Raw genomic sequence first — 21,161 nt, 5'->3', positions numbered from 1 at the left:
TATGTATACCTCCTAATTTTTTAAAATTTATTGTTCTAATAATTCCATTATTATTAATAAATAGAGGCTTTTTTATAGACTCATGCTTTTCACAAGACAAATTACTACTAAAGTGTGAGACTACCTTATTTCTTTAGGTGTAAGTAACCCATTCTTTTAAAGGATAAATCTTACTTTCTTTATCTTTGTTCTCTATGGAATGCTAGCTTTGAGCTTGCTTTACAAGAGGTTAAGCGTAGCGTCTGTCTACAACACGCTACGCCCAAATTTTGAATTTTGAATTGCGATTACATCTTACCGTGCTGCATTACTTCTTGTAGATGACGACGGATTTCTTGTGCTTGCTCAATTTCTGATTGACGCAACTTTTGAAATAAATCTACGCAAGGTTGGGAGTTAACAGCTTTTGCATCTTTGATATAAGTTTCATACGCTCTCACTGCTTCGGCCTTGTTATGTAATACGGTAAGAAAGTCGTATTCTAAGTTGCTAATAGGTTCTTGAGAATGTCCGTTACCTTGAGACATGAATTTACCCTCCTGTTAGGCTTTTCATTAATTTATACTCATTTTTACGGAGTTATTCATCCACCCAAAAGCGTAGAAAAAGGTACAATGATTGCTGAGGCGATCGCTTTCAGTAACGGCGCAAAGCGATCGCATTTTTACAAATCAGGTATATCAGCAGATTTAGTCAGAATAAACAAACTACCATCGCCGCCACGTCCAATTCTTAAGGTTTCATCTAAATAAGTAATGTCAAGGGTGGCAACTCTACCTTGAGGATTATTAGCTTGAACAACTTTAAGTGGATTAAATAGTGGTGTATCAATACCAATAACCTTCTCAATCGCTAGATAACGTTTGTCAAAATAGACATTGATACGTTTATTCGGTGCTGGTGATACATCTTCAATAGCAGGCTCAAAGCTAGCTGTCACTTTCACGTATCCTGATAGTAGCCCCAGTGAATGTTTGACAAAAGCTAAGTTGAAAAATTTTTTATTGGTAATATCAATAGTTTGGTAGACTTTACCTACCTGTAATCCTAATGGTAAGGAAGCTAAAGCACGAATTTCTCTAGCAGTCGAGTATTTTAGTAGCCAAGCTCCCTCTAGTAAAGCAGTAGCAGAGACAAGAGGATGAGGATGAGGATTGCAGTTTTCTAATTCCGTCGTTAATTGTTCAACGTCTGCGACTAAGGTTTTTTCTAGCTGCAAATTGGTGACAGGAGAGCCATCGCTATTTGTTTGGATATCTTTAAGCTTCGCTTGTAATTGTTCCTTTAATAAGAGTCGATTATTCAAGGGTTAAGTATCTTCCTTTATATAGCCTATAGCTTTTATTAAGCCGTATCTTGTTACAGTATGAGATTAAATTTTTGAGACGAGCCGCTTTCTCTCTGACTCATTCTGAGAAGGGAGTCTTAATGAGTTGCTAATATCTAGCGATCGCCAGTTTAGAACATAATTGATCCGAAACCAAACTAAAATAAATCAAATTGCACTGTCCTAGGGAGTTTCCAGTTGTGCAGCCGGATTTGATAGGGTTGGAAATTAGCAAGGGTGAACTGAGACGGTTGAGTGGGGTATCTCCCGATACAGTTCTACGACCTGTCATAATCGCAGATCGCGAACAGCGATTAAAATTTTGGAAAAGGGAGATACTAAAATCCCTGGAGTTAGCCTTAATTATTATTGCCTGGATTTATGGCTTAATTATTCTTTTAACTGGTTCTGCGATTACTTGGGGAATCATTCTGCTGATTGTAGTACCGATCGCGGTGTTATTGGGGCGATCGCTCTGGCGGTGGTTCAAAACTCCTAAAACCCTGAGAAAACTTTTAGATGCAGTTGATCAATATCACTCTTTGATTGTGGCGGTGGATGTCAATGATCAGTTGGCAGTCTCAGGAGAATTAGATGATAGCCTCAATGATAGAGATAAGGTTATCACTGCCCTACAACTCCTGCGCGAAGATTTAGTCCGGGCTTTAACAAGCGATCGCCTTTTGCGGGATAATAAAACACTGCTTGCAGATAATCAAGACTTATCTGTCAATAATTTAACCAATATCCAAGCTTTACAAGCCAACACTGAGGCTAGCGAATACACCCTAATTTTAAATCAAGCATTGCAGATTGCCTTGGATGTGCAAGCACAAAGAACAGGTGACAGGTGACAGGTGACAGGGAGCAGGGGAAGAAAAACTAATGACTAATTTTGAATTCCATGAGTAACAAACCCAAAATAATCGTCTTAGATGATGATCCTACCGGTTCTCAAACAGTCCACAGCTGTTTGCTGCTAATGCGTTGGGATGTGGAAACTTTACGCCTGGGGTTACGGGATGATTCGCCGATTTTCTTTGTCCTGACAAATACTCGATCCTTACCTCCAGAGTCAGCTACATCGGTAACAAAGGAAGTATGTCAAAACTTAAAGGTGGCTTTAGCGGCTGAGGGTGTGACTGATTTTCTAGTGGTGAGTCGTTCTGATTCCACCTTGCGGGGACATTATCCCATTGAAACTGATGCGATCGCCCAAGAACTAGGTTCATTCGACGCACATTTTCTTGTACCAGCTTTCTTTGTTGGTGAAACACCTCTGACAGAAGGGGGACGCATTACCCGTGACAGTGTGCATTACCTCATTATCGATGGTGTACCTACCCCCGTTCACGAAACTGAGTTTGCCCGTGATTCAGTTTTCGGCTACCATCACAGCTACTTACCGAAGTATGTGGAAGAAAAAACCAAAGGACGCATTCCAGAATCAGCAGTAGAAAGGTTTGTACTGGCTGATATTCGTGCTGGGAGCTTAGAACGCTTACTTAAACTCACAGGTAATCAGTGCTGTGTCGTCGATGGTGAAACTCAAGCGGATCTCAATCGCTTTGCTGTAGATATATTAGCCGCCGCCAGTCAAGGTAAACGCTTTCTATTCCGTAGTGCAGCCAGTATCTTAACAGCTTTAGCGGATTTACCTCCCCAACCCATCGCCGCCGAAAACATGGCTGAGTACGTGCGTGAAGGTAAACCCGGTGCAGTGATTGTAGGTTCTCATGTTAAAAAGACTACGCAGCAACTAGAATCGTTGTTAAAAGTAGCGGGAACTGTGGGAATTGAGGTAAATGTATCACGGTTACTAGATGAACAAACAGACGCAGCTGCTACACTCCTCAGTGAGATTCTCGATACAATACATCAATTACACAATTCAGGTAAAACCCCAGTAGTTTATACCAGTCGTCAGGAACTCACATTTGCTAATGTCACCACCCGCTTACAATTTGGGATTAAAGTTTCCCAATTATTAATGGATATTGTCCAAGGCTTACCCTCTGATATTGGCTTTCTGATTAGCAAAGGTGGGATTACTTCCAATGATGTCTTGAGTACAGGCTTGGAATTAAGATCAGCCCGATTACTAGGTCAAATTTTAGCAGGGTGTTCAATGGTAATTACCCCAGCCGATCATCCCCAGTTTCCCAACTTACCAGTAGTTCTATTTCCCGGTAATGTAGGAAATGCTGACGCTTTGGGGACAGTTTACAAAAGATTAACTAAAAATACTTAAGTAAAAACGTTGCTGTATTTTGCAACTAGTCTAATATTGGTAGTTATACCATTTCCTACGGAGGTGTAAGCCTAGCAGTAGGGTATTACGAATTACCGGGTGTATTTGTTTAATTTTGGCTGAAGCTGCATGAGTTCTGATTCTCCTATCCCCAATTTAGAGCAAAATTCTGCACTATCTGATGCAGAATTTACTGCCAAGAGTACCGCTCATAATGTAAATGCTGCCAATTTGCAGGAAGAATCTAATTCCATTATTCCTGATGCCGAGCTAGATTCTGTGCTTCTCTATCTCAAGTCCAATTCTGACTCTGGTGATGGCGAACATCAGGCTGCAAGACCAGATGAACAGCCAAATTCTACTCCTAGTGATGTAGAATCAAGAGTTGCCAAAACAGAAAATGTCGAGTCTAATTTGGATTTATTGAATCTTGATGGTACTGATTTCGTCGAGAATCAAGTCAAAAATGATATTCAAGTCCACTTCAAGACGGAAGAGGGGAGACTGTTAGTAATTTTACCGACAGAATTACAAGTACCTGCCACAGAGTTTGCTTGGTCTGATATTTGGCAACAATTAAAATTTCGCTTGATGGCAGGCGATCGCCTGCGTACACCAAATACGTTTGTGCATCTAATTGCACATGATCGTCTCTTGGATACGAGACAACTACAACAACTCGCTGAAACCTTTGGTGAGGTGCAACTGCAACTCAAATCTGTAGCAACTAGTCGGCGACAAACAGCGATCGCAGCAGTCACATCGGGTTATTCTGTAGAACAATTACAGCCAGAAACTATTCTCTCTTCAGAACCGAAAGCAACTGCTACACCCCAAGCTGATGCCCTATATCTGGAAATGACAATCCGTTCTGGGATGGAAATTCGTCACCCCGGTACAGTAATTTTATTGGGAGATATCAATCCTGGTGGTATGGTATTGGCAGATGGAGATATCATCGTCTGGGGTCGTCTCCGGGGTATTGCCCATGCTGGTGCATCTGGCAATAGTGAGTGTCTAATTATGGCACTGCATATGGAACCAACCCAGCTGCGAATTGCTGATGCTGTGGCTAGGTCGCCAGAAAAATTACCGACGCAATTTTTTCCAGAAGTGGCACACATCACCTCTAGAGGAATTCGCATCGTCAGAGCTAATGATTTTTCCAGAAACCTTTTAAATAGGATCAATCAAGCACCATAAATACATTTAATATAATTCTTTAACCCTCATCCAGCACACTTGTATCATGACTCGTATCATTGTCATTACCTCCGGTAAAGGAGGTGTGGGTAAAACTACAGTTTCGGCAAATCTGGGCATGGCTATAGCCAAAATGGGTCGTCAAGTTGCCCTAGTAGATGCAGATTTTGGTCTACGAAATTTGGATTTGCTGTTAGGTCTAGAAAACCGTATTGTCTACACAGCAGTAGAAGTTCTGTCTAGAGATTGCCGTTTAGAACAAGCATTAGTCAAAGATAAGCGTCAACCAAACCTGGTACTTTTACCAGCAGCCCAAAACCGTACCAAAGATGCTGTCACACCAGAACAGATGAAGTTATTGGTGAATGCACTGGCGCAAAAGTATCAATATGTGGTCATTGATAGTCCGGCTGGGATTGAAAATGGTTTTAAAAATGCGATCGCTCCAGCCAAAGAAGCCCTCATTGTCACCACACCAGAAATTTCTGCTGTGCGCGATGCTGACCGAGTAGTTGGTTTATTAGAAGCTCAAGGTATTAAACGCGTTCACCTGATCATCAACCGCATCAGACCTGCAATGGTCAGGGCTAATGATATGATGTCCGTGCAGGATGTCCAAGAACTGCTAGCGATACCCTTAATTGGAGTCATCCCTGATGATGAGCGTGTGATTGTCTCCACCAATCGCGGCGAACCTTTAGTATTAGGGGATACACCTTCTCTAGCTGCTGTAGCCTTTGAGAACATTGCTCGGAGATTGGAAGGAGAAACAGTCGAATTTCTCGACCTTGACGCACCTCCAGAGAACATATTCAGTCGTCTACGAAAGTTGTTACGTACTAAAATCGTTTAACTAATTCTCCAGTCTCCGCACACCTACAAGCAATGATCCTCGAATTAATAGATAAGCTGTTTTCCCGCACTCCTGATACCAGTCGCTCTCAAGTCAAACGCCGTCTGCAATTGGTAATCGCCCACGATCGCGCTGATTTAGATCCTCAAACTCTAGAAAAAATGCGGCAAGAAATTTTAGAAATAGTCTGTCGTTATGTAGAAGTAGATACAGATGCCCTAGAATTTGCCCTCGAAAGCAATCAACGCACCACAGCTTTAATTGCTAATTTACCCATCCGGCGAGTCAAAGAAGCTATACCCGAATTGGAAAGGAGTGAAACGCCTTAGATGAGTAATGAGTAGTGAGTAGTGAGTAGTGAGTAGTGAGTAGTGAGTAGTGAGTAGTGAGTGATGTTAGAGTTAGCCGATCTTTGAACACCCTGCTGAGTTCAGACAGAGTTTCATGGCATCCTTAGTACGATTTATTACATAAGTTTCCAGCCTAGAAATAGAGGCTAGAAAAGATAGATTCCCATCCCATTATTATGTAATTTATTACATTTATATCTACCTGATAAAAATGCTTTTTGAATCAGAACTCAGCACTCAGCACTCATTACTCAGCACTCATTACTCAGCACTCATTACTCAGCACTCATTACTCAGCACTCATTACTCAGCACTCATTACTCAGCACTATCTCCTAACGAGATGCAACTTGTGGCCCTGCCCAAATTTCTGTCAGCTTGTCACCAAAAGTTACAGGCTGATCGGCATCTGTAGTAGATCCAGTTTTACCGTCAACAGCTACTTTCACCAAAGGCCAGTTTTCTTCCCCCATTTCCCCAGCACGGAACAGGACATGATCGGGTTCGTTTTTACTCCAGCCTAACAACACAGCAATTTTTTCATGCTCATCTTCATTTTGCGCTGGAGCAACTGTGTTGGTTTGGTTTTTCTGCCGATCCCAAATTACCGCCTGATCTGTAGAATCGCCTGTATTGAAAACCCCTTCAAACCTACGTGCTAAGAAGCGATCGCTTTTTTCTGACCAACTAACAGGCACTAATACCCCTATTTTTCCATCTGTACTAACTTGATCTGCTGATTCTGCCTGCTGGGTATTTACTAGTGGGTCGTGTAAGGTGGTTGTAGAAGCCATCACCCGTAATCTCTTGGTTTCTCTCTCTTCTACAAACAAAACACTAGTAACTTTCGTGTTGTACATTTCGGGTTTAACTTCGATCTGTACTCTGCTATAAACCGCAAACTTACCATCAGGAGATACTACAGGGACACTGCGGTAATGGCGCACGCCAGTCATACCTTTAGAACCAATAGCTTCCTGAGTGCTGACAATCCATTTCCAGGGAATCGGATGAGGACTACCTATGGGATCAGTTGGCAGTTCTGAAGTGTCTTCAGGTTGTGGCTGAGTCACAGGTGTGTCTTCCGCAGCATCCGGTGAAGGTACTGGCAGAGTAGGTAGAGGTTGAACTGCTGCCAATAAGTTATTATCAGACGTCTCCCTCAAGAGAGTAGCAATTTTTTTGGTTCGTTTGGTAGTGACTGATGGTGCAAGTTCTACAGATGCCAATGAATCAACACCAGCACTCTCACTACTAAAATCAGAATATTGTTTAGCTAATAAAGATTCAGAAATATTTTCTGCTGGTAATATTGGCGGCGCAATTGCTAGTGGTGTAATCTCCTGTTCTCTGGTGTTGGAGTCTATGGGGGCTACTGTTAATACTTCAGCTAACTCTGATTCACTAATAGCAGCTTTGTCCTGGGATACGGTGTCAGACTCTCCAGTTTCAGCCGTAATTTTTGCTACTACTTTCGATGGTCTTGCTGAACTAGAGTGACCTGAAGCAGCAACCAACGGAGCAATTAGTATAACAACAACAAAATAATTGAAAAATGGTTGCACTCGGAACCATCCTGACAGCAAGAGGGGTTTAAGCATGGGTGGACTCTCCAGAGGGGCGGTTGCTGTGTAAGGAGCAATATCTATCTGACAAAAAAGCAGGTCTTGATTACAGGTATAACAACAAACTTCAGGGTTTAGCGAATATCAAGACACAATTTCTATAAATTTGGAGATGTTTACTTATATCAAGCTTCATAATTTACTTTTTGTTATTCAAACTAAGGGATTTTCCTGAAACCTTGCCAACAAAAAATACCAGCAGGTTAACTACTAAGCTACTGCTTAAAATCAAATTTTTTTGTCGGCACTTAAGACCAAAAACAGACAAAAGCTATTTTTGCCCAAAGATGAATAAAAATATATGTCGGACTAAAGACATCAATAGCCCAAAGGTAGATCATCTATAAACTAAACTGTTGGGGTTAGGGTAACAACAGAGTTAGCCAGAGAAGGCTATTCTGTTTAACACTTGCTACAACAGTACAGACCCCGATAGCGGTTTGAGTGAAGCGTTACTTCAAAATTAGATAAAGCTGACGCACAACATATAATACTCGAAAAACACAATTAACATCTACCCTAGGGCAGAAATTCTGATTGCGTCTCTCACAATCGCGATAATACTGAGCTTTAGAGCAAAGCAACTACACTTTTTTGAGGCTAAACAGGTCTAATATTTCCTAAGAGCTATTTGGTAGACGTAGCCAAATTGTGAACTCTATTAGCTACAGATGCAGTTAACATCCACTTTTCGGCTAGGAAACTCAATTATAAGTGTATCAAGAAAATTTGGATTTTGTCATGGGTAATACAGTTATTCATGATTGTACACACTTTAGGCTGAACACTTTACTATTGACTAGTGACTATCGCCTAATTCATGAAAATTGTATTTTTTGGGACACCCCAATTTGCTGTTCCCACTCTCGCAAAATTATTGCATCACCCACAATTGCAAGTTTTGGCAGTTGTTACCCAACCAGATAAACGCCGAGAACGAGGCAATAAACTGACACCTTCACCCGTAAAAGTCTTTGCTAGCAACCATAACATCCCGGTATGGCAACCGCAACGAGTCAAAAAAAGTGCTGAAACTTTAACAAAACTCCAGCAACTAGATGCAGATGTGTTTGTTGTAGTTGCCTATGGACAAATTTTGTCGCAGAAAATTTTGGATATGCCAAAATTCGGGTGTGTGAATGTGCATGGCTCGATTCTGCCCCAATATCGGGGTGCTGCACCTATTCAATGGTGTTTATACAATGGTGATCCAGAAACCGGCATCACAACCATGTTAATGGATGCAGGTATGGATACTGGCGCAATGCTACTCAAAGCAACTACACCCATTGGCTTGTTAGATAATGCTGACGATGTAGCCCGCAGGCTATCTGAAATTGGTGGTGATTTATTAATAGAAACCTTATTCAAACTAAAAAGCCAGGAAATTCAACCAATCCCACAAAATGATAGCACAGCAACTTATGCCTCTTTAATTCAAAAACAAGATTATGCCTTAGATTGGTCAAAGAGCGCGATGCAACTGCATAACCAAATCAGAGGATTTTACCCCAATTGCACAGCTACCTTTCGTGACCAAACTCTGAAAATTACAGCTACCCTTTCCCTTGACGTTGCTTACAGAGACGAACTACCACCAGAAATGCAAAAAGTATTTCAAAAATTACCTGATTTAGCGAATATATCGGGATCAGGTAGTCCAGGGGAGATAGTAAGCATCGCCAAAGGAATTGGCGCAGTCGCTCAAACTGGTGAAGGTCTGCTACTGTTACGAGAAGTGCAACTAGCTGGCAAACGTCCCCAATCAGGATGGGATTTCGTTAATGGTACGCGCTTAACTGTAGGAGAAGTATTAGGTAATGGCAGTTAGGATGTGTGGAGTTAAAGGAGATTTACAGGTGATCATCGCCTAGATTGCGATCGGCACTCACAACTCACTGCTCATAAAAACGGCAAGATTCGCAAGGTCCATCAGGATTTACGGCACAGCGAATAATTTCTGAATTGGCATTATATCTACAGGTAGCATCCCCAACTACCCAACGCCCTGCTATGAGAGTTTTTTCTGTTGGTCTTTGAGCAGACTGTACATAGAGGGCAATATTATGCAAGCGATAACGTCCTGATTTTAATTGATATCTATGGCGGCGTTCTAAAACCGCGTAGGTTTTACCTTCCAAGTCGAGATAGTTTCCGGGTTGAGGTGTCCAGTCTAGTTGGACTTTACCGAGAGAACAACGTGGATGGGTCAGAATGACCTCAGTTGGTAAAGAGTCTGGCTCCATAACTTTATGTGATGTGATTTACATGATAAAAATAGTATCGCAGCAGCCTACCCGGAGTTACTTGATTCAGATTATAGTTAGCGGCTGCCTACATTTCTTCTCAGGTTGGGTCTAGCGATCGCAACTAATCCAACGACTCAATGGGTTATACCGTCAAGGCAAGTGTGAAATATTGACTGTAGACTTTCAGTTGGAAAAGCAGAGTTAGTTGTTCACAATGCAGAATCTTATCAGGAACTTTTAGATGCTGCTGAGTTAGTAGCAATTATCAAGGGGATTAAACTTGCTTTGGAACAGATACCGGCAGAGAAAGGGAAAAAGCAGAAGATTTTTTTTATAAACTCTTTGATAAATTAGACAGTTACCAATGAATCTACTATAGTAGCTTTACTGAGAATTAAGGGTCAGTAACTTACCCAAATATATTGAATAGTCACACTTAATTATTTCACAAATAATTAAGTACAATTTCGGTTTTTAATTTAACCAAAAATTATATATTTTATCTTTATGTAGCTCAATAAAGCTGCATCAAACACAAAGAATAAATACAAAAGACAAAACTATTTTCGCTCATTGAAATTTGGCTCGATTGTCAGTCCTTGAGTATTTTGATCATATAAATTTTAAGCCTGTCAACGACTACAAATTTTCCTGGACTATATAGCACGATATTTATTTTGATATCGCGCCCTAAAAGCCTTGTTTAAAAGTCAGAAATTGATTGTTTATTAATTAATTAAATAAACGCGGTGCTATGCCTACTTTAACTACCAATGAACTGAAGTCCGAAATTTGGCAGTTGTTGCGAGAATATCAACTATCTCGCTCAGAAACTGTTCGCAATCAACTGGTAAAACTCAATTTTGGTCTGGTGAGAAAAGAAGCTCACTACTGGATAAATCAATGCCATGAAAACTATGATGATTTAGTTCAGGTTGGTTGCTTGGGTTTAATTCGAGCGATTGAAAGATTTGAACTGACCAAAGGTCATGCTTTTAGTTCCTTTGCCATTCCCTATATTCGGGGTGAAATCCAACACTATCTTCGAGATAAAGGTGTGACAGTCAGGATTCCTAGACGCTACTTAGCACTGCAACAACGGGCAATAGGGGTTTCTCGTTCTTTGCGAGTCAAATACAATCGCCAACCTACTGACTCGGAATTAGCAGCAGCACTAGAAATTTCTCCCAACGAATGGCAAGAAATCAAATTAGCTTGGGTAAACCGTGCGCCTTTGAGTTTAGATGTTCCAGTACAAGATGGTGAAGAAGGATCTACTAGTCTGGGAGAGTTAGTTCCAGATCACCACTACCGCAGTTTTCAACTAGCACAAGAAGATCAGATTCGCTTACAACAAGCATTATTTCAGTTAGAACAACGCACCCGTGAAGTCTTAGAGTGTGTCTTTCTACAAGATTTGACACAAAAACAAGTAGCAGAACACTTGGGGATTAGCGTAGTTACTGTTTCTCGCAGGGTCAAGAAAGGATTGGATTTGTTAAAACATCTGATGTGTACGGCAGAAGATTAAGTTCTCATCAAGTCAACAGTATTTATCCTGAGATTTTAGTGCTAAAAATAACTCCTAAAATGTAAAAAATTAGGTTATAAAGAGAACAACACTTTGCTAGAAATATCAGCAGAGTGGGTTTCGATCAATCATTTCCTATAGCGGTTGAGAACGGCTAATGGGCAGAACATCAAAAATCGTAATTGCAGCTATTCTGACTGTAGCGATCGCTGGATGCGCTTCAGAAGATACACAACAAGCTGTTAATCCTATCCCCAGTGCAACACCTGTTGCCAAATCACCAGCAGCAGCGCAATCTTTTAATAATCCTGTAGTGTCTGGTCAGCAAACAACAAAGCCGACAGGGGCAGCCTCCAACTTAATTCAACCTACCAATGCTACAGAACGGATAATTTTAGTTTCCAAAGGGCGGATTGACCCATTTGCCCAAATTGTCGGGCAACCAGTCCCCGAAATGTCACAAACTATCACCGCTAAACCAGTTCCTTCTTTACCCCCTTTACCCAATGCGACTAAACCGCAGAAGGGAAATACCAGCACCAATAAAACTACTTCGACTCAAAACAATTTAGCGCGGGTAGCAAAGCCACCTAGCTTAACTCCTGTCTTACCTAAAGTTTTACCGCAGGTAGTTCCTAATCCCACCTTAGTTTCAGTTTTACCGCCGCCAGCACAGCCTGATTTAGCAAAAGCTGTGATGGTGACAGGGGTTGTCATTATTGGTAAAGCACCCCAAGCAATTATCAAAATACCCAATGAATTAACAAGTCGTTATGTGGAAGCGGGACAACGACTGGCAAATGGTGTTTTGGTGAAACGAATTGAAATGAATGAAGGTTCTAATCCGATTGTAATTCTGGAACAATACGGTATAGAGGTTGCCAGAACGGTAGGTGAAGTACCAACAGGTACAACACCTGCGACAACAAATTCTGTTTCTGTGACAACACCTACCTCAAATACTGATAGTGTTGGAGTTTCATAAGGATGGAGACTAAAGAAAAAATTGAGTTTGCTGGTTTACCATTAGCAGTATATCGAGAGTTAGCAGCCCATCTGTGTCAAGTTGCAGGGGTAGAGGTGGATTTAATCCCCCAGACTTCTCAGCAGTTTGACTACCATCAAAGTCAAATTGCTGGCTTGTATATTTCTTGGACAGCAAACTCTAATGTTGAGAGTCGGCAACGTGTGCAGCAAATATTGGCTTACTACCAAAAACAGTACAGTATAGTATTTGACGTTTTGAGTAAATCTTGAAGTCTAGCTATATTTGGTATTGATCAGGATGAGTGGAATCTACTCTATCCTGATGTTGTGTTGGGTGGGAGTTGCCTGAACCCAACTTAAATTATTTATAAGAAAGTATCACTATCTGAATCAAAAAATTACATTACAGTGATGCAATTACAGATTGCTGAGGTAAACTTGCTAGCAATATAATGCAAAAAATTTCTCAGCTGCTCTTCGGTCTGGGCATCACTTACAATGGAACACTGGCAATTTCTGATTCAGAAACAGGGCGATCGCTCCTGGCAATCTCTAGAATCGCCAAGCACAGAGATTCTTGAAGGTCGGTATAGGGTTTTGGCTCTGTCACAACTTCCTCATACGGATATAGAAGTACGCGTCATTCACTTTTCCCACCAGGAAACACCACCAAAACGACGCATTCAGAAGCGGTTACGTCGTACTAACTCGGACGGCTTAATGGCGGTTATTCCTTTTACCTACCTCAAACCGGGGATTTGGGAGTTGCGCTGTTCCGGGGATTTGATGTCGGATATGTTAGGACAATCCTGGCAATATGGTGTTTATTTACAAGTATTATCCCAGGAAGTACACGAGCGGGGTGTTTATACAGAGCCGGGATCATTTCATGATCCATCTGAGAGTAGTTTGGTATCTCATGAGTTTACAGAACTAGCTATTGCTCCCCAGAGTCAAATTTTAGCTACATCTCTAGATCAAGAAGCATTGATAGATGAACCTGCTAACCCAGTTTGGGTGAAAGGTGAAACAGCCGAGCAGATTTTACAAAATTTAATTGATTTAGCTTTACCCACCTCTGACCCCTTGATCGCAGAGGAAAAAGTTGAGGAATCTCCACCACAAAAGTCACAATGCCCTCTAGTTTTGACCTTAGATCGGGAAACTTATATTACTCGTTGGGGACACGTACTCACCATTCACGGGAATGTGGAGTTACAAGCAAATAACCAGGTAGATGAAAATTTAAAGCCAGAAAATTTCTATGATTTGGAGTTGAAGATTGAATTGCGATCGCCTCAAAGCTTGGAAGTTTTGACCCAGATACGGCAATCTTTAGGAGATCAAGCACTACCTTTTACTCTCCGTTCTGCAATTGATATTCCGGCTGAGTGTGAATCAAAGCTAATTTTGGCAGATATTAATTTGTATGGCTCTGTCTCGAATGCTGGGGAAGTAACACTGTTAGCGAGCCAGTCCTTCACAATTACAGCAGATGTCACACAATTGTTGGCAGTTACGACAACAACCCAATCTAGTTATGAAACTAGCACCCCACCCATATCAACGGTTGAACCATCAATAAGCCTTGATTTGGAATTATTCAATTTGGTGAAAACTCCTTCAACTGCGCCATCTCAGCTAACCTATCCAGTTCCAAATATCTCCCTACCAGGATCAATGGAACTGCTATCAATCAAGAAACCTGTTGATTCTCGTGGGTTACAATTACCGAAATTGCCTGAGAATCAAACTGATGCGATTACTTTAGATAGGGCGCAGCCCATTGCTAGTCAGGACACAATAGCAGAAGCTAATCTAGAAACCCCTGTGATCACACAGGATGAAATTACAGTTCCCATGACTCCTGCTCCCATTAACTTGGAGCAATTGGTGATTAAAAATCGGCGATCGCGGATGCTGGGCAGTAGTTTTCCCTACCTAAAACGCCTACAACCTGCTGCTACTGAAACTGAAGCAGTGAATAGCGAAATTACCGAGACTTTAAATATTCAAGCTGCTGAGATATTACCAGAAATAGATTTACAAATAGCGGAAAATACTGAAGAATATGGGAATGATCAGGCTCAATTTACGGATGATTTCCTAGGCGAATCGGAAGTTATCCCAACTCCAAAATTAATCCCTGCTGCTAACGCTGAACGAGAAACTCTGGCAACCTCAGAAATAAGTGATGATTTTGTCCAGGAAACACCTAATTTACCACCTTCCTACTCATCGCCTCTGATCAGAAAATGGATGCAGAGCCAAGGCTATACCTTGCCTGAAGCCACAGAAATACAATATTCAGACCCAGAGGTGTTAGACCATCAGATCACAGTTGAGAAACTACCTGTGCCTACTCTGAGTGATGAGGCTACAACGTTGGAAGTGAGTGGAGATGTAGCAACAGCAATCACAGAGACTGATACTTTTGGTGATGAGGCTACAACTTTGGCAGTAAGGGCAGATGTAGCCGCAGCTATTACAGAAACAGAGGCTTTAGGAGTAGAGGAGATAGAAAATCAAGAATATGAACCAGAATCCACGACAACAATTTCTGCACCACAACTATCACCTGCGGAGGAAATCGAGACAACTCTAGCTTGGTTAGCCCAAGAAATTGTTGTAGATGATATATTTACTGAGGAAGAGGTGGATTTAAGCAAAAGCTATGTTTCTCAAGTAGAGAATCCATCAATGACCAGTTTATCTATTTTTACGTCCCTGAGTGAAGAACCCATCGAACCTTTGCCAATTCCTCAACTGCACGTACCTGAAGGTGAACTGATTGCTGGTAATTCTATCAGGGTGCGCGTGGAACTACCTAAAGTGCCACCACAGGTTGTGGCTAAGTTATGGGTGGAAGATTGTCAAACGCGCTGGTTGCTAGATGGCCCTCACTTGCTGACAGAATTATTACCTAATTCCTCCGGGGGAATGGAAGTGATGATTCCCTTGAATATTCCTTTTGGCTGCTTAGAAATTCGCATAGAGGCGATCGCGTTAAACAGGGCTACTCAACAAGAAAGTCACAAAGTTACCGTATTCCGGACTGTAATTCCTCCAGACTTGCCAAATTTACAACTAGACGAATTATTTGGTCTTTGATCACTCCCTGAATGAATCTGTGTTAAAAATCTTGAGAATTTAAAAAAATCGGGTTGAATTTGCAGTAAGCTCGTCTTGAATTGTAGTGTAACTTAACAGGAATCTTTACTATGGCAGCTTCATTTTTGCCCTCTATCTTTGTTCCTCTGACTGGTTTAGTTTTTCCAGCAGTAGCAATGGCGTTCATGATGTTATACATTGAACGCGATGATATTGGTTAATTAACTTGATTGGTTGACTAATCAATAATTAAAAAACCGCCTGTCTTTTTGAGATAGGCGGCTTTTTGATGACAATTTTTAAACAAGTGCTAGATCAATTGGTTCAATTTCCAATTACATCGAAGAACCGATTCCAGCGTAGGCCCCATAAAAGAAAATACCTACAACAGTGATTACACCTAAACCTGCGATCGTAGCGACGACCCACAGGGGAATTCTCCCAGTTCCAGCAGACACAGATTTTCCTCCTCTCTTAATAAAAAATCAACACAGGTTCAATAAACCCAGATTCAAAACCAGAGTTCCAGTTAGTTAAAGAAGTAACTGGAAAACAGAATCCCTAGCACGAAAATTAGTAGTAGTCCTAGGTACAGAGAAGTCCGGTTCAGTTCTACCGGCTGATTATTCGGGTTGGGCGTTTTTTCCATGATTTACCGTTGAATAAATTGCATTGAGGCGATCGCGCCCAAAAAGAATACGGTAGGCACAGCTAATGTATGCACTGCAAGCCATCTAACCGTAAAAATAGGATAGGTAACTGGTTGGTTGATGTTATTGCCGCTAGTCATGATTTCAAACTAATTTCCAATAAGTTGTTCAACTTGCTTTTTCGCGTCAAAACGATTGTTCACGATTGGCACTTCTTGCCGTGCTTGCGTGAAATACTCATTAGGGCGAGGAGTGCCAAACACATCATAAGCCAGCCCGGTGCTGACAAATAGCCAACCGGCAATAAATAATGCTGGAATGGTGATGCTGTGGATTACCCAGTAACGAATACTGGTAACAATATCGGAAAACGGACGTTCTCCAGTAGTCCCTGACATTTAGATACCCACCTTTACAAAAATGTTATTGAGTTTATTATCCTACAAAGTTTAGAAAGAGTTACAAGTTGCAACTAGCTTCTCATAAAACAGGAAGATACTGAAAGCCTAGATTATCACTAAGCTGCTGCTGCTGTTTTGGCAGATTTAGCCATATTGGGTTGGTATTTTAGCAATACCCCGCGATCGCCAATGATAAATCCTTGTTCTGGGTGTAAAAACACAATTTTGTAAAAATTAGCAGCAACTGCTTCTACATCTCTGTCTTTTTCCCAGGTTTTACCGCCATCGGTACTCATGAGTAAATTGCCACTACCGCCACTAATCCAAAGTTCGTCGGGTGTACGATAAGCCAAATCTAATAAACCCCAACTAGTAGCCAGTTCAGGAGTTTCAGCTTTTAGCCACTCATCTGGTTTAGTCGGGTCACTAAACTGTACCTGACCTCCTCTTGCTAGTAACCACAACTGCCCATCTTGAGCGAATCCCATATTTTCTACCCGACGGGAACTGTTGCGGTTATGAGGATCCCAAGCATCTTGTCCTGGTTCCCAAATTGAGTAGAAGCTGCCCTTAGCAGAAACGGCTACATATTTGCCATCAGCAGAACGTTCTAAGTTACGTACCACCCCTACGGCTGCTTCTACCTGAGCTTTCCAGTTCTTGCCACCATCTGTAGTTTTGTATATTGCGCCTACATCAGTAGCCATTTCAGCTGTATTCTCAGCCAAAGCATGAATAGAAATTGGATTACCTGGTAGCTGAGAACTTAGAGGAATGCGTGACCAAGAATGACCCTCGTCCGTGGTGTGCAGTAGCAAAGAAGGCTCTCCAGCAATCCAACCTTCTTGTCCAGCAAAACTTACTGAATCGAAGCGATACCGATCATCATCTAATTCCAATTTCAGAGGCTGCCAAGTGTCACCACCATCTCTAGTTTCTAAAAGAGTGGTGTTGCTACCAACAAGGAAACCATGTTGGGGATTGTTAGTAAAGCCAATATCTAGTAGTTTTGCCTTAGTTGGCACAGAAATTACTGCCCAAGGGTTGTAGCTTGTAGATGGAACTTTACTACAACCAATACACAAGAAAACGACCATCAACAAAACAAAGATTTTCTGCCAACTTTTCACAATAACCATCGATCTCATGAGATTTTTTTGTATTCGTTTCTAAATTTGTGTAAGGTTTCTCTAAAAGGTTTACCTATCGAGTAGAAAAAGCTGATTGAGTGTTGTTAGCAGTAGCGCGGCGTTTCGCCGGTGCTGAGTATAGTTTTCTCCTCTGCCCACTGCGCCCCTGCTTCCCTGCTTCCCTGCCTCCAGTCTCACTGCAAGCCGTAGAGACTAATAAAAAACAAAATGGCAAGACCCAAAGCACCAAAAATCAGGAGATTTTTTTGATTTGGGGTTAGGGTATTTACACCTAAACCATAACTGAGATTTTCTTTGAAACCGGATGCTGTGCCTGCTGGGCCAATATTGCTGAAAGCAGTTTTTTTAGCCGTACAAACAGGACAACGCCAATTTACTGGTAGTTCTACAAAAGGTGTCCCTGAAGTAATGTCATGCTTATCATCACCCTTTTCAGGTTCGTAAACATAACCACAGGCGCGACACTCGTAGCGGTCTAATGCTGTAGTTTCAACAGCTTGTTCGCTCATGACTCAGGTCTCGCAGAGAGGAATTATTAAATATACGTTAAAAATTATGACATATTCGTTAGACTTTTCTATCACCCTGACAAATGAATCAAATACCTGAAATCCGTTTGTTTCACAGATTTCAGAAAAACTAAACAGATATAATGTAAAAGAAAGTAACAGCGTTATTTACACTATAAGCGGTAGATATTCATTGTGTTTGTCCTTAGCGGTTACGAATACCTTCTAGGCTTTTTCATTATCTGTAGCCTAGTTCCTGCCTTAGCACTGTCTGCGTCCAAGCTTCTCAGACCCACGGGTAACAGCCTGGAACGTCGCACCACCTATGAATCTGGGATGGAACCCATCGGAGGGGCCTGGATTCAGTTCAACATCCGCTACTACATGTTTGCTCTAGTCTTCGTAGTCTTTGATGTGGAGACTGTGTTCCTTTATCCTTGGGCGGTAGCCTTTCACCGTCTGGGGTTATTGGCATTCATTGAAGCACTGATTTTTATTGCAATTCTTGTAGTCGCCCTAGTTTACGCCTGGCGTAAAGGAGCTTTGGAATGGTCTTAGATTCTAATTTAACCACCCAGGACAAAGAGCGCATCATCAACCCCATTGAGCGTCCTAAAGTCACTCAAGACCTGTCAGAAAACGTAATTTTGACTACGGTTGATGACCTCTATAACTGGGCGAGGCTTTCTAGTCTGTGGCCTTTGCTGTTTGGTACAGCTTGCTGCTTTATTGAGTTTGCAGCTTTAATTGGCTCACGTTTTGACTTTGACCGCTTCGGATTAATTCCCCGTTCTAGTCCTCGTCAAGCTGATTTGATTATTACAGCCGGGACAATCACCATGAAGATGGCCCCTCAATTGGTGCGTCTTTATGAACAAATGCCCGAACCTAAATATGTAATTGCGATGGGGGCTTGCACAATTACAGGCGGGATGTTTAGCGTTGATTCTCCCACGGCTGTGCGCGGAGTCGATAAACTGATTCCTGTGGATGTATACTTACCCGGTTGTCCTCCTCGTCCTGAAGCAATTATTGACGCAATTATTAAGCTGCGGAAGAAGATTGCTAATGATTCGATGCAGGAACGGGGTCAAATTAAACAAACCCACCGTTTCTACAGCACGACTCATAATATGAAACCAGTGCCAGAAATTTTAACTGGTAAGTATATGCAGTCAGAAACCCGCTTCAACCCACCCAAAGAATTAACAGAAGCCATCGGTTTGCCTGTTCCACCTGCGCTGTTGACAGGAAAGACACAGAAGGAGGAACAAGGCCGTGGCTGATGAAGAAGTAAAACCAGTTCCAACAGAGGTAGAGGCTATAGTCCCAGCCGGTCAAATCTCCCAGTGGCTGACAGAAAATGGCTTTGCTCATGAGTCTTTGACAGCCGATAAGAACGGCGTAGAGATAATTAAAGTCCAGCCAGATTTCTTGCTTCCTATCGCTACAGCCCTATATGCTTACGGGTTTAATTATCTCCAGTTTCAATCAGGTATTGACCTTGGGCCAGGAGAGGATTTAGTCAGTGTGTATCACTTGGTGAAAGTAGGTGATAATGCTGATCGACCTGAAGAAATACGGGTGAAGGTATTCTTACCACGGGAAAACCCTGTAGTGCCTTCTGTTTACTGGATTTGGAAAACGGCAGATTGGCAGGAACGCGAATCATACGATATGTTCGGCATTATCTACGAAGGACACCCTAACTTGAAGCGGATTTTGATGCCTGAAGATTGGGTGGGTTGGCCTTTGCGGAAGGATTATGTCTCGCCTGATTTCTACGAGTTGCAGGATGCTTATTAGGTTGTACTGAAGTCCTAATTGCTGAGTGTCAGCTAGTGAGAATTTTAATGTCTCATCTTTAACCCTTCTCCGGCGGCGGAGAGGGGTAATATTTTTTGGGGGTGGTTAGAGGCAGAGGCGTAGATATGAGTATCTAAATCCACTGATACTTCTTGGAAATTTTCTTGTCCTTTAACTAAAACAATTTGGTTCTTCAGTACTTACTATGCTAAATTATTAGCTGCAAAGGTTAAAAAGTATAAAATCTTTAGTAAAACCTTTGACCTCATCGATACATTGTGAAAGATTTACCTTTCGGTGAGAAACCAGTATTTTTAAAAACGTTTTCCCAAGAGTAACAATACTATTATCCGTTGGTTTGATGAGATAATTGCTTACTTTGATAATGGGACAAATAGTGGTGCTGTGGAAGGTATTAATAACAAGATCAAGTTGATTAAACGTTCCGGTTATGGATTTAGAAACTTTGAGAATTTCCGAGTTAGATGCTTATTGAATTGGCATTTTAACTATTAGTTAAGCATACTATGTACTGAAGAACCATAATAATAGTCAATAGTCCACAGTCAAAAGCCTCTATTTCAAAACTAATGACTATTGACTATTGACTATTAATTTAAGTTGCAGATTTTTGCTCAAAGCTAGGTGCATAGACTTGCAATAAGCTACTAACTCGATCCAATACCTCGTTACCAGTAGTTTTAGTGAAAATTGTTTTGTTCTCGTTGGGTTGGTCGAGGTTACGGTTGATAGCCTCATGAACTTGCTGAGAAATTAATTCTTGCAGTTCAGCTTTAGCGCGTTGACGCTGGTAGTTAGCACCTTCTTCTGTGGTGGCATATAAGGGTGGAAGACGGTTGAGGGCATAGGCGGCGATATCACCCACATCTATGGAACTTTCACTGGTGGCTTCAATTTCCGCTACGCGGGCGATCGCTTCACTCAATACCAATTCTTCCATGACGTTAATGAATTGTTTGCGAGGTACTGCCACTACCTCACCAGTTAATAATGCCCCCATCAATTTATCCAACGCCATATACTCTTCAATCGAGAGTTCCGAAGCGTTATCACAGATGCGTCCAACTTCTGCTTCCATTGCTGGTGTGAGATAACCATCCTGGAGAGCTTGTTCTACAATTTTTTCAATACTCATAA

General features: G+C 41.6%; 25 protein-coding genes and 1 pseudogene. 15 read left to right on the top strand and 11 right to left on the bottom strand.

What is annotated here, in order from left to right; translation table 11 throughout:
• Positions 1-287: 287 nt before the first annotated feature.
• Together VB693_RS26620 and VB693_RS26615 are read right to left on the bottom strand one after the other, a co-directional pair.
• Entirely contained in the window at positions 288-527 is a 240-nt protein-coding gene (locus VB693_RS26620; protein WP_323268861.1) for a hypothetical protein, read from the bottom strand.
• Positions 528-664: 137 nt separating this feature from the next.
• Positions 665-1,306: a PAP/fibrillin family protein gene (locus VB693_RS26615; RefSeq protein WP_323268860.1), complete on the bottom strand. Its 642-nt coding sequence runs from the start codon at positions 1,304-1,306 to the stop codon at positions 665-667.
• A gap of 221 nt (positions 1,307-1,527) precedes the next feature.
• On the opposite strand from VB693_RS26615, the gene VB693_RS26610 reads away from it, so the two are divergent.
• From VB693_RS26610 to minE, 5 genes are all read left to right on the top strand, one after another.
• Positions 1,528-2,181, top strand: a complete 654-nt coding sequence (locus VB693_RS26610) for a hypothetical protein (protein ID WP_323268859.1) — start codon at positions 1,528-1,530, stop codon at positions 2,179-2,181.
• A gap of 50 nt (positions 2,182-2,231) precedes the next feature.
• Positions 2,232-3,578: a four-carbon acid sugar kinase family protein gene (locus VB693_RS26605; protein ID WP_323268858.1), complete on the top strand. Its 1,347-nt coding sequence runs from the start codon at positions 2,232-2,234 to the stop codon at positions 3,576-3,578.
• Positions 3,579-3,707: 129 nt separating this feature from the next.
• Complete coding sequence (minC, locus tag VB693_RS26600; RefSeq protein WP_323268857.1) at positions 3,708-4,781, top strand: septum site-determining protein MinC; 1,074 nt, start codon at positions 3,708-3,710, stop codon at positions 4,779-4,781.
• Positions 4,782-4,827: 46 nt separating this feature from the next.
• The gene (gene minD, locus VB693_RS26595) at positions 4,828-5,634 is read left to right on the top strand and encodes a septum site-determining protein MinD (RefSeq protein WP_190702347.1); all 807 of its coding nucleotides are present in this window, start codon (positions 4,828-4,830) and stop codon (positions 5,632-5,634) included.
• Positions 5,635-5,666: 32 nt separating this feature from the next.
• Positions 5,667-5,963 (top strand): cell division topological specificity factor MinE, encoded by a 297-nt coding sequence (gene minE / locus VB693_RS26590; protein ID WP_323268856.1) that lies wholly within the window; start codon positions 5,667-5,669, stop codon positions 5,961-5,963.
• Positions 5,964-6,318: 355 nt separating this feature from the next.
• On the opposite strand, the gene VB693_RS26585 is transcribed toward minE, so the two are convergent.
• A complete protein-coding gene (locus tag VB693_RS26585; protein WP_323268855.1) occupies positions 6,319-7,584 on the bottom strand; it encodes a hypothetical protein in 1,266 nt (421 codons plus the stop codon).
• Positions 7,585-8,428: 844 nt separating this feature from the next.
• On the opposite strand from VB693_RS26585, the gene fmt reads away from it, so the two are divergent.
• Positions 8,429-9,439 (top strand): methionyl-tRNA formyltransferase, encoded by a 1,011-nt coding sequence (fmt, locus tag VB693_RS26580; RefSeq protein WP_323268854.1) that lies wholly within the window; start codon positions 8,429-8,431, stop codon positions 9,437-9,439.
• 64 nt (positions 9,440-9,503) lie between these two features.
• Here fmt and VB693_RS26575 read toward each other — a convergent pair whose 3' ends face one another.
• Positions 9,504-9,854: a DUF6464 family protein gene (locus tag VB693_RS26575; RefSeq protein ID WP_190702318.1), complete on the bottom strand. Its 351-nt coding sequence runs from the start codon at positions 9,852-9,854 to the stop codon at positions 9,504-9,506.
• Positions 9,855-10,611: 757 nt separating this feature from the next.
• Here VB693_RS26575 and VB693_RS26570 point away from each other — a divergent pair.
• The 5 genes from VB693_RS26570 (at position 10,612) to psaI (ending at position 15,707) form a co-directional block, all read left to right on the top strand.
• Positions 10,612-11,388: an RNA polymerase sigma factor SigF gene (locus VB693_RS26570; RefSeq protein ID WP_190702315.1), complete on the top strand. Its 777-nt coding sequence runs from the start codon at positions 10,612-10,614 to the stop codon at positions 11,386-11,388.
• Between the two features lie 157 nt (positions 11,389-11,545).
• Positions 11,546-12,373, top strand: a complete 828-nt coding sequence (locus tag VB693_RS26565) for a hypothetical protein (protein WP_323268853.1) — start codon at positions 11,546-11,548, stop codon at positions 12,371-12,373.
• Between the two features lie 2 nt (positions 12,374-12,375).
• Complete coding sequence (locus VB693_RS26560; RefSeq protein WP_323268852.1) at positions 12,376-12,645, top strand: hypothetical protein; 270 nt, start codon at positions 12,376-12,378, stop codon at positions 12,643-12,645.
• A 228-nt stretch (positions 12,646-12,873) separates the two neighbouring features.
• Positions 12,874-15,486, top strand: a complete 2,613-nt coding sequence (locus VB693_RS26555; protein WP_323268851.1) for a hypothetical protein — start codon at positions 12,874-12,876, stop codon at positions 15,484-15,486.
• A 110-nt stretch (positions 15,487-15,596) separates the two neighbouring features.
• Entirely contained in the window at positions 15,597-15,707 is a 111-nt protein-coding gene (gene psaI / locus VB693_RS26550) for a photosystem I reaction center subunit VIII (protein ID WP_323268850.1), read from the top strand.
• Between the two features lie 114 nt (positions 15,708-15,821).
• Here the strand turns inward: psaI and VB693_RS26545 are convergent, their stop codons facing one another.
• The 6 genes from VB693_RS26545 to VB693_RS26520 form a co-directional block, all read right to left on the bottom strand.
• On the bottom strand, positions 15,822-15,944 hold the full coding sequence (locus tag VB693_RS26545; RefSeq protein ID WP_015139786.1) for a photosystem II reaction center protein J: 123 nt from the start codon (positions 15,942-15,944) through the stop codon (positions 15,822-15,824).
• 71 nt (positions 15,945-16,015) lie between these two features.
• The gene (locus VB693_RS26540) at positions 16,016-16,135 is read right to left on the bottom strand and encodes a photosystem II reaction center protein L (RefSeq protein WP_214438853.1); all 120 of its coding nucleotides are present in this window, start codon (positions 16,133-16,135) and stop codon (positions 16,016-16,018) included.
• Between the two features lie 3 nt (positions 16,136-16,138).
• Positions 16,139-16,276 (bottom strand): cytochrome b559 subunit beta, encoded by a 138-nt coding sequence (psbF, locus tag VB693_RS26535; RefSeq protein ID WP_011318656.1) that lies wholly within the window; start codon positions 16,274-16,276, stop codon positions 16,139-16,141.
• A 9-nt stretch (positions 16,277-16,285) separates the two neighbouring features.
• Positions 16,286-16,534: a cytochrome b559 subunit alpha gene (gene psbE, locus VB693_RS26530; protein WP_190702302.1), complete on the bottom strand. Its 249-nt coding sequence runs from the start codon at positions 16,532-16,534 to the stop codon at positions 16,286-16,288.
• A gap of 119 nt (positions 16,535-16,653) precedes the next feature.
• Complete coding sequence (locus tag VB693_RS26525; protein WP_190702684.1) at positions 16,654-17,676, bottom strand: photosynthesis system II assembly factor Ycf48; 1,023 nt, start codon at positions 17,674-17,676, stop codon at positions 16,654-16,656.
• A gap of 185 nt (positions 17,677-17,861) precedes the next feature.
• Complete coding sequence (locus VB693_RS26520) at positions 17,862-18,197, bottom strand: rubredoxin (protein WP_190702299.1); 336 nt, start codon at positions 18,195-18,197, stop codon at positions 17,862-17,864.
• Between the two features lie 195 nt (positions 18,198-18,392).
• Here VB693_RS26520 and ndhC point away from each other — a divergent pair, with 195 nt between their 5' ends.
• The 4 genes and pseudogenes from ndhC to VB693_RS26500 all read left to right on the top strand — a co-directional run.
• The gene (gene ndhC / locus VB693_RS26515; protein ID WP_190702296.1) at positions 18,393-18,755 is read left to right on the top strand and encodes a photosynthetic/respiratory NAD(P)H-quinone oxidoreductase subunit C; all 363 of its coding nucleotides are present in this window, start codon (positions 18,393-18,395) and stop codon (positions 18,753-18,755) included.
• Positions 18,746-19,483, top strand: a complete 738-nt coding sequence (ndhK, locus tag VB693_RS26510) for a photosynthetic/respiratory NAD(P)H-quinone oxidoreductase subunit K (protein ID WP_190702293.1) — start codon at positions 18,746-18,748, stop codon at positions 19,481-19,483. The genes ndhC and ndhK overlap by 10 nt, the downstream gene beginning before the upstream one ends.
• A complete protein-coding gene (locus VB693_RS26505) occupies positions 19,476-20,003 on the top strand; it encodes an NAD(P)H-quinone oxidoreductase subunit J (RefSeq protein WP_190702292.1) in 528 nt (175 codons plus the stop codon). The genes ndhK and VB693_RS26505 overlap by 8 nt, the downstream gene beginning before the upstream one ends.
• Before the next feature lie 324 nt (positions 20,004-20,327).
• A pseudogene (locus VB693_RS26500) lies at positions 20,328-20,519 on the top strand (transposase); the annotation flags it as partial.
• A 100-nt stretch (positions 20,520-20,619) separates the two neighbouring features.
• Here VB693_RS26500 and VB693_RS26495 read toward each other — a convergent pair.
• Positions 20,620-21,159, bottom strand: a complete 540-nt coding sequence (locus VB693_RS26495) for a late competence development ComFB family protein (RefSeq protein ID WP_190702289.1) — start codon at positions 21,157-21,159, stop codon at positions 20,620-20,622.
• Positions 21,160-21,161 lie beyond the last annotated feature (2 nt).

This window comes from Anabaena sp. UHCC 0399 (assembly GCF_034931465.1).
Classification (GTDB): domain Bacteria; phylum Cyanobacteriota; class Cyanobacteriia; order Cyanobacteriales; family Nostocaceae; genus Trichormus; species Trichormus minutissimus.
This window is presented reverse-complemented; position numbering and strand designations above follow the sequence as displayed.

What these genes read in the sequence shown, in the direction of transcription:
- VB693_RS26495 (WP_190702289.1), bottom strand. Translation starts at nt 21,159, where the DNA reads ATGAGTATTGAAAAAATTGTAGAACAAGCTCTCCAGGATGGTTATCTC.
- psbF (WP_011318656.1), bottom strand. Translation starts at nt 16,276, where the DNA reads ATGACTAGCGGCAATAACATCAACCAACCAGTTACCTATCCTATTTTT.
- minE (WP_323268856.1), top strand. Translation starts at nt 5,667, where the DNA reads ATGATCCTCGAATTAATAGATAAGCTGTTTTCCCGCACTCCTGATACC.
- VB693_RS26585 (WP_323268855.1), bottom strand. Translation starts at nt 7,584, where the DNA reads ATGCTTAAACCCCTCTTGCTGTCAGGATGGTTCCGAGTGCAACCATTT.
- VB693_RS26520 (WP_190702299.1), bottom strand. Translation starts at nt 18,197, where the DNA reads ATGAGCGAACAAGCTGTTGAAACTACAGCATTAGACCGCTACGAGTGT.
- VB693_RS26540 (WP_214438853.1), bottom strand. Translation starts at nt 16,135, where the DNA reads ATGGAAAAAACGCCCAACCCGAATAATCAGCCGGTAGAACTGAACCGG.
- VB693_RS26555 (WP_323268851.1), top strand. Translation starts at nt 12,874, where the DNA reads ATGGAACACTGGCAATTTCTGATTCAGAAACAGGGCGATCGCTCCTGG.
- VB693_RS26525 (WP_190702684.1), bottom strand. Translation starts at nt 17,676, where the DNA reads ATGGTTATTGTGAAAAGTTGGCAGAAAATCTTTGTTTTGTTGATGGTC.
- VB693_RS26560 (WP_323268852.1), top strand. Translation starts at nt 12,376, where the DNA reads ATGGAGACTAAAGAAAAAATTGAGTTTGCTGGTTTACCATTAGCAGTA.
- psaI (WP_323268850.1), top strand. Translation starts at nt 15,597, where the DNA reads ATGGCAGCTTCATTTTTGCCCTCTATCTTTGTTCCTCTGACTGGTTTA.
- psbE (WP_190702302.1), bottom strand. Translation starts at nt 16,534, where the DNA reads ATGTCAGGGACTACTGGAGAACGTCCGTTTTCCGATATTGTTACCAGT.
- VB693_RS26570 (WP_190702315.1), top strand. Translation starts at nt 10,612, where the DNA reads ATGCCTACTTTAACTACCAATGAACTGAAGTCCGAAATTTGGCAGTTG.
- VB693_RS26565 (WP_323268853.1), top strand. Translation starts at nt 11,546, where the DNA reads ATGGGCAGAACATCAAAAATCGTAATTGCAGCTATTCTGACTGTAGCG.
- VB693_RS26575 (WP_190702318.1), bottom strand. Translation starts at nt 9,854, where the DNA reads ATGGAGCCAGACTCTTTACCAACTGAGGTCATTCTGACCCATCCACGT.
- ndhK (WP_190702293.1), top strand. Translation starts at nt 18,746, where the DNA reads ATGGTCTTAGATTCTAATTTAACCACCCAGGACAAAGAGCGCATCATC.
- VB693_RS26620 (WP_323268861.1), bottom strand. Translation starts at nt 527, where the DNA reads ATGTCTCAAGGTAACGGACATTCTCAAGAACCTATTAGCAACTTAGAA.
- VB693_RS26605 (WP_323268858.1), top strand. Translation starts at nt 2,232, where the DNA reads ATGAGTAACAAACCCAAAATAATCGTCTTAGATGATGATCCTACCGGT.
- minC (WP_323268857.1), top strand. Translation starts at nt 3,708, where the DNA reads ATGAGTTCTGATTCTCCTATCCCCAATTTAGAGCAAAATTCTGCACTA.
- minD (WP_190702347.1), top strand. Translation starts at nt 4,828, where the DNA reads ATGACTCGTATCATTGTCATTACCTCCGGTAAAGGAGGTGTGGGTAAA.
- fmt (WP_323268854.1), top strand. Translation starts at nt 8,429, where the DNA reads ATGAAAATTGTATTTTTTGGGACACCCCAATTTGCTGTTCCCACTCTC.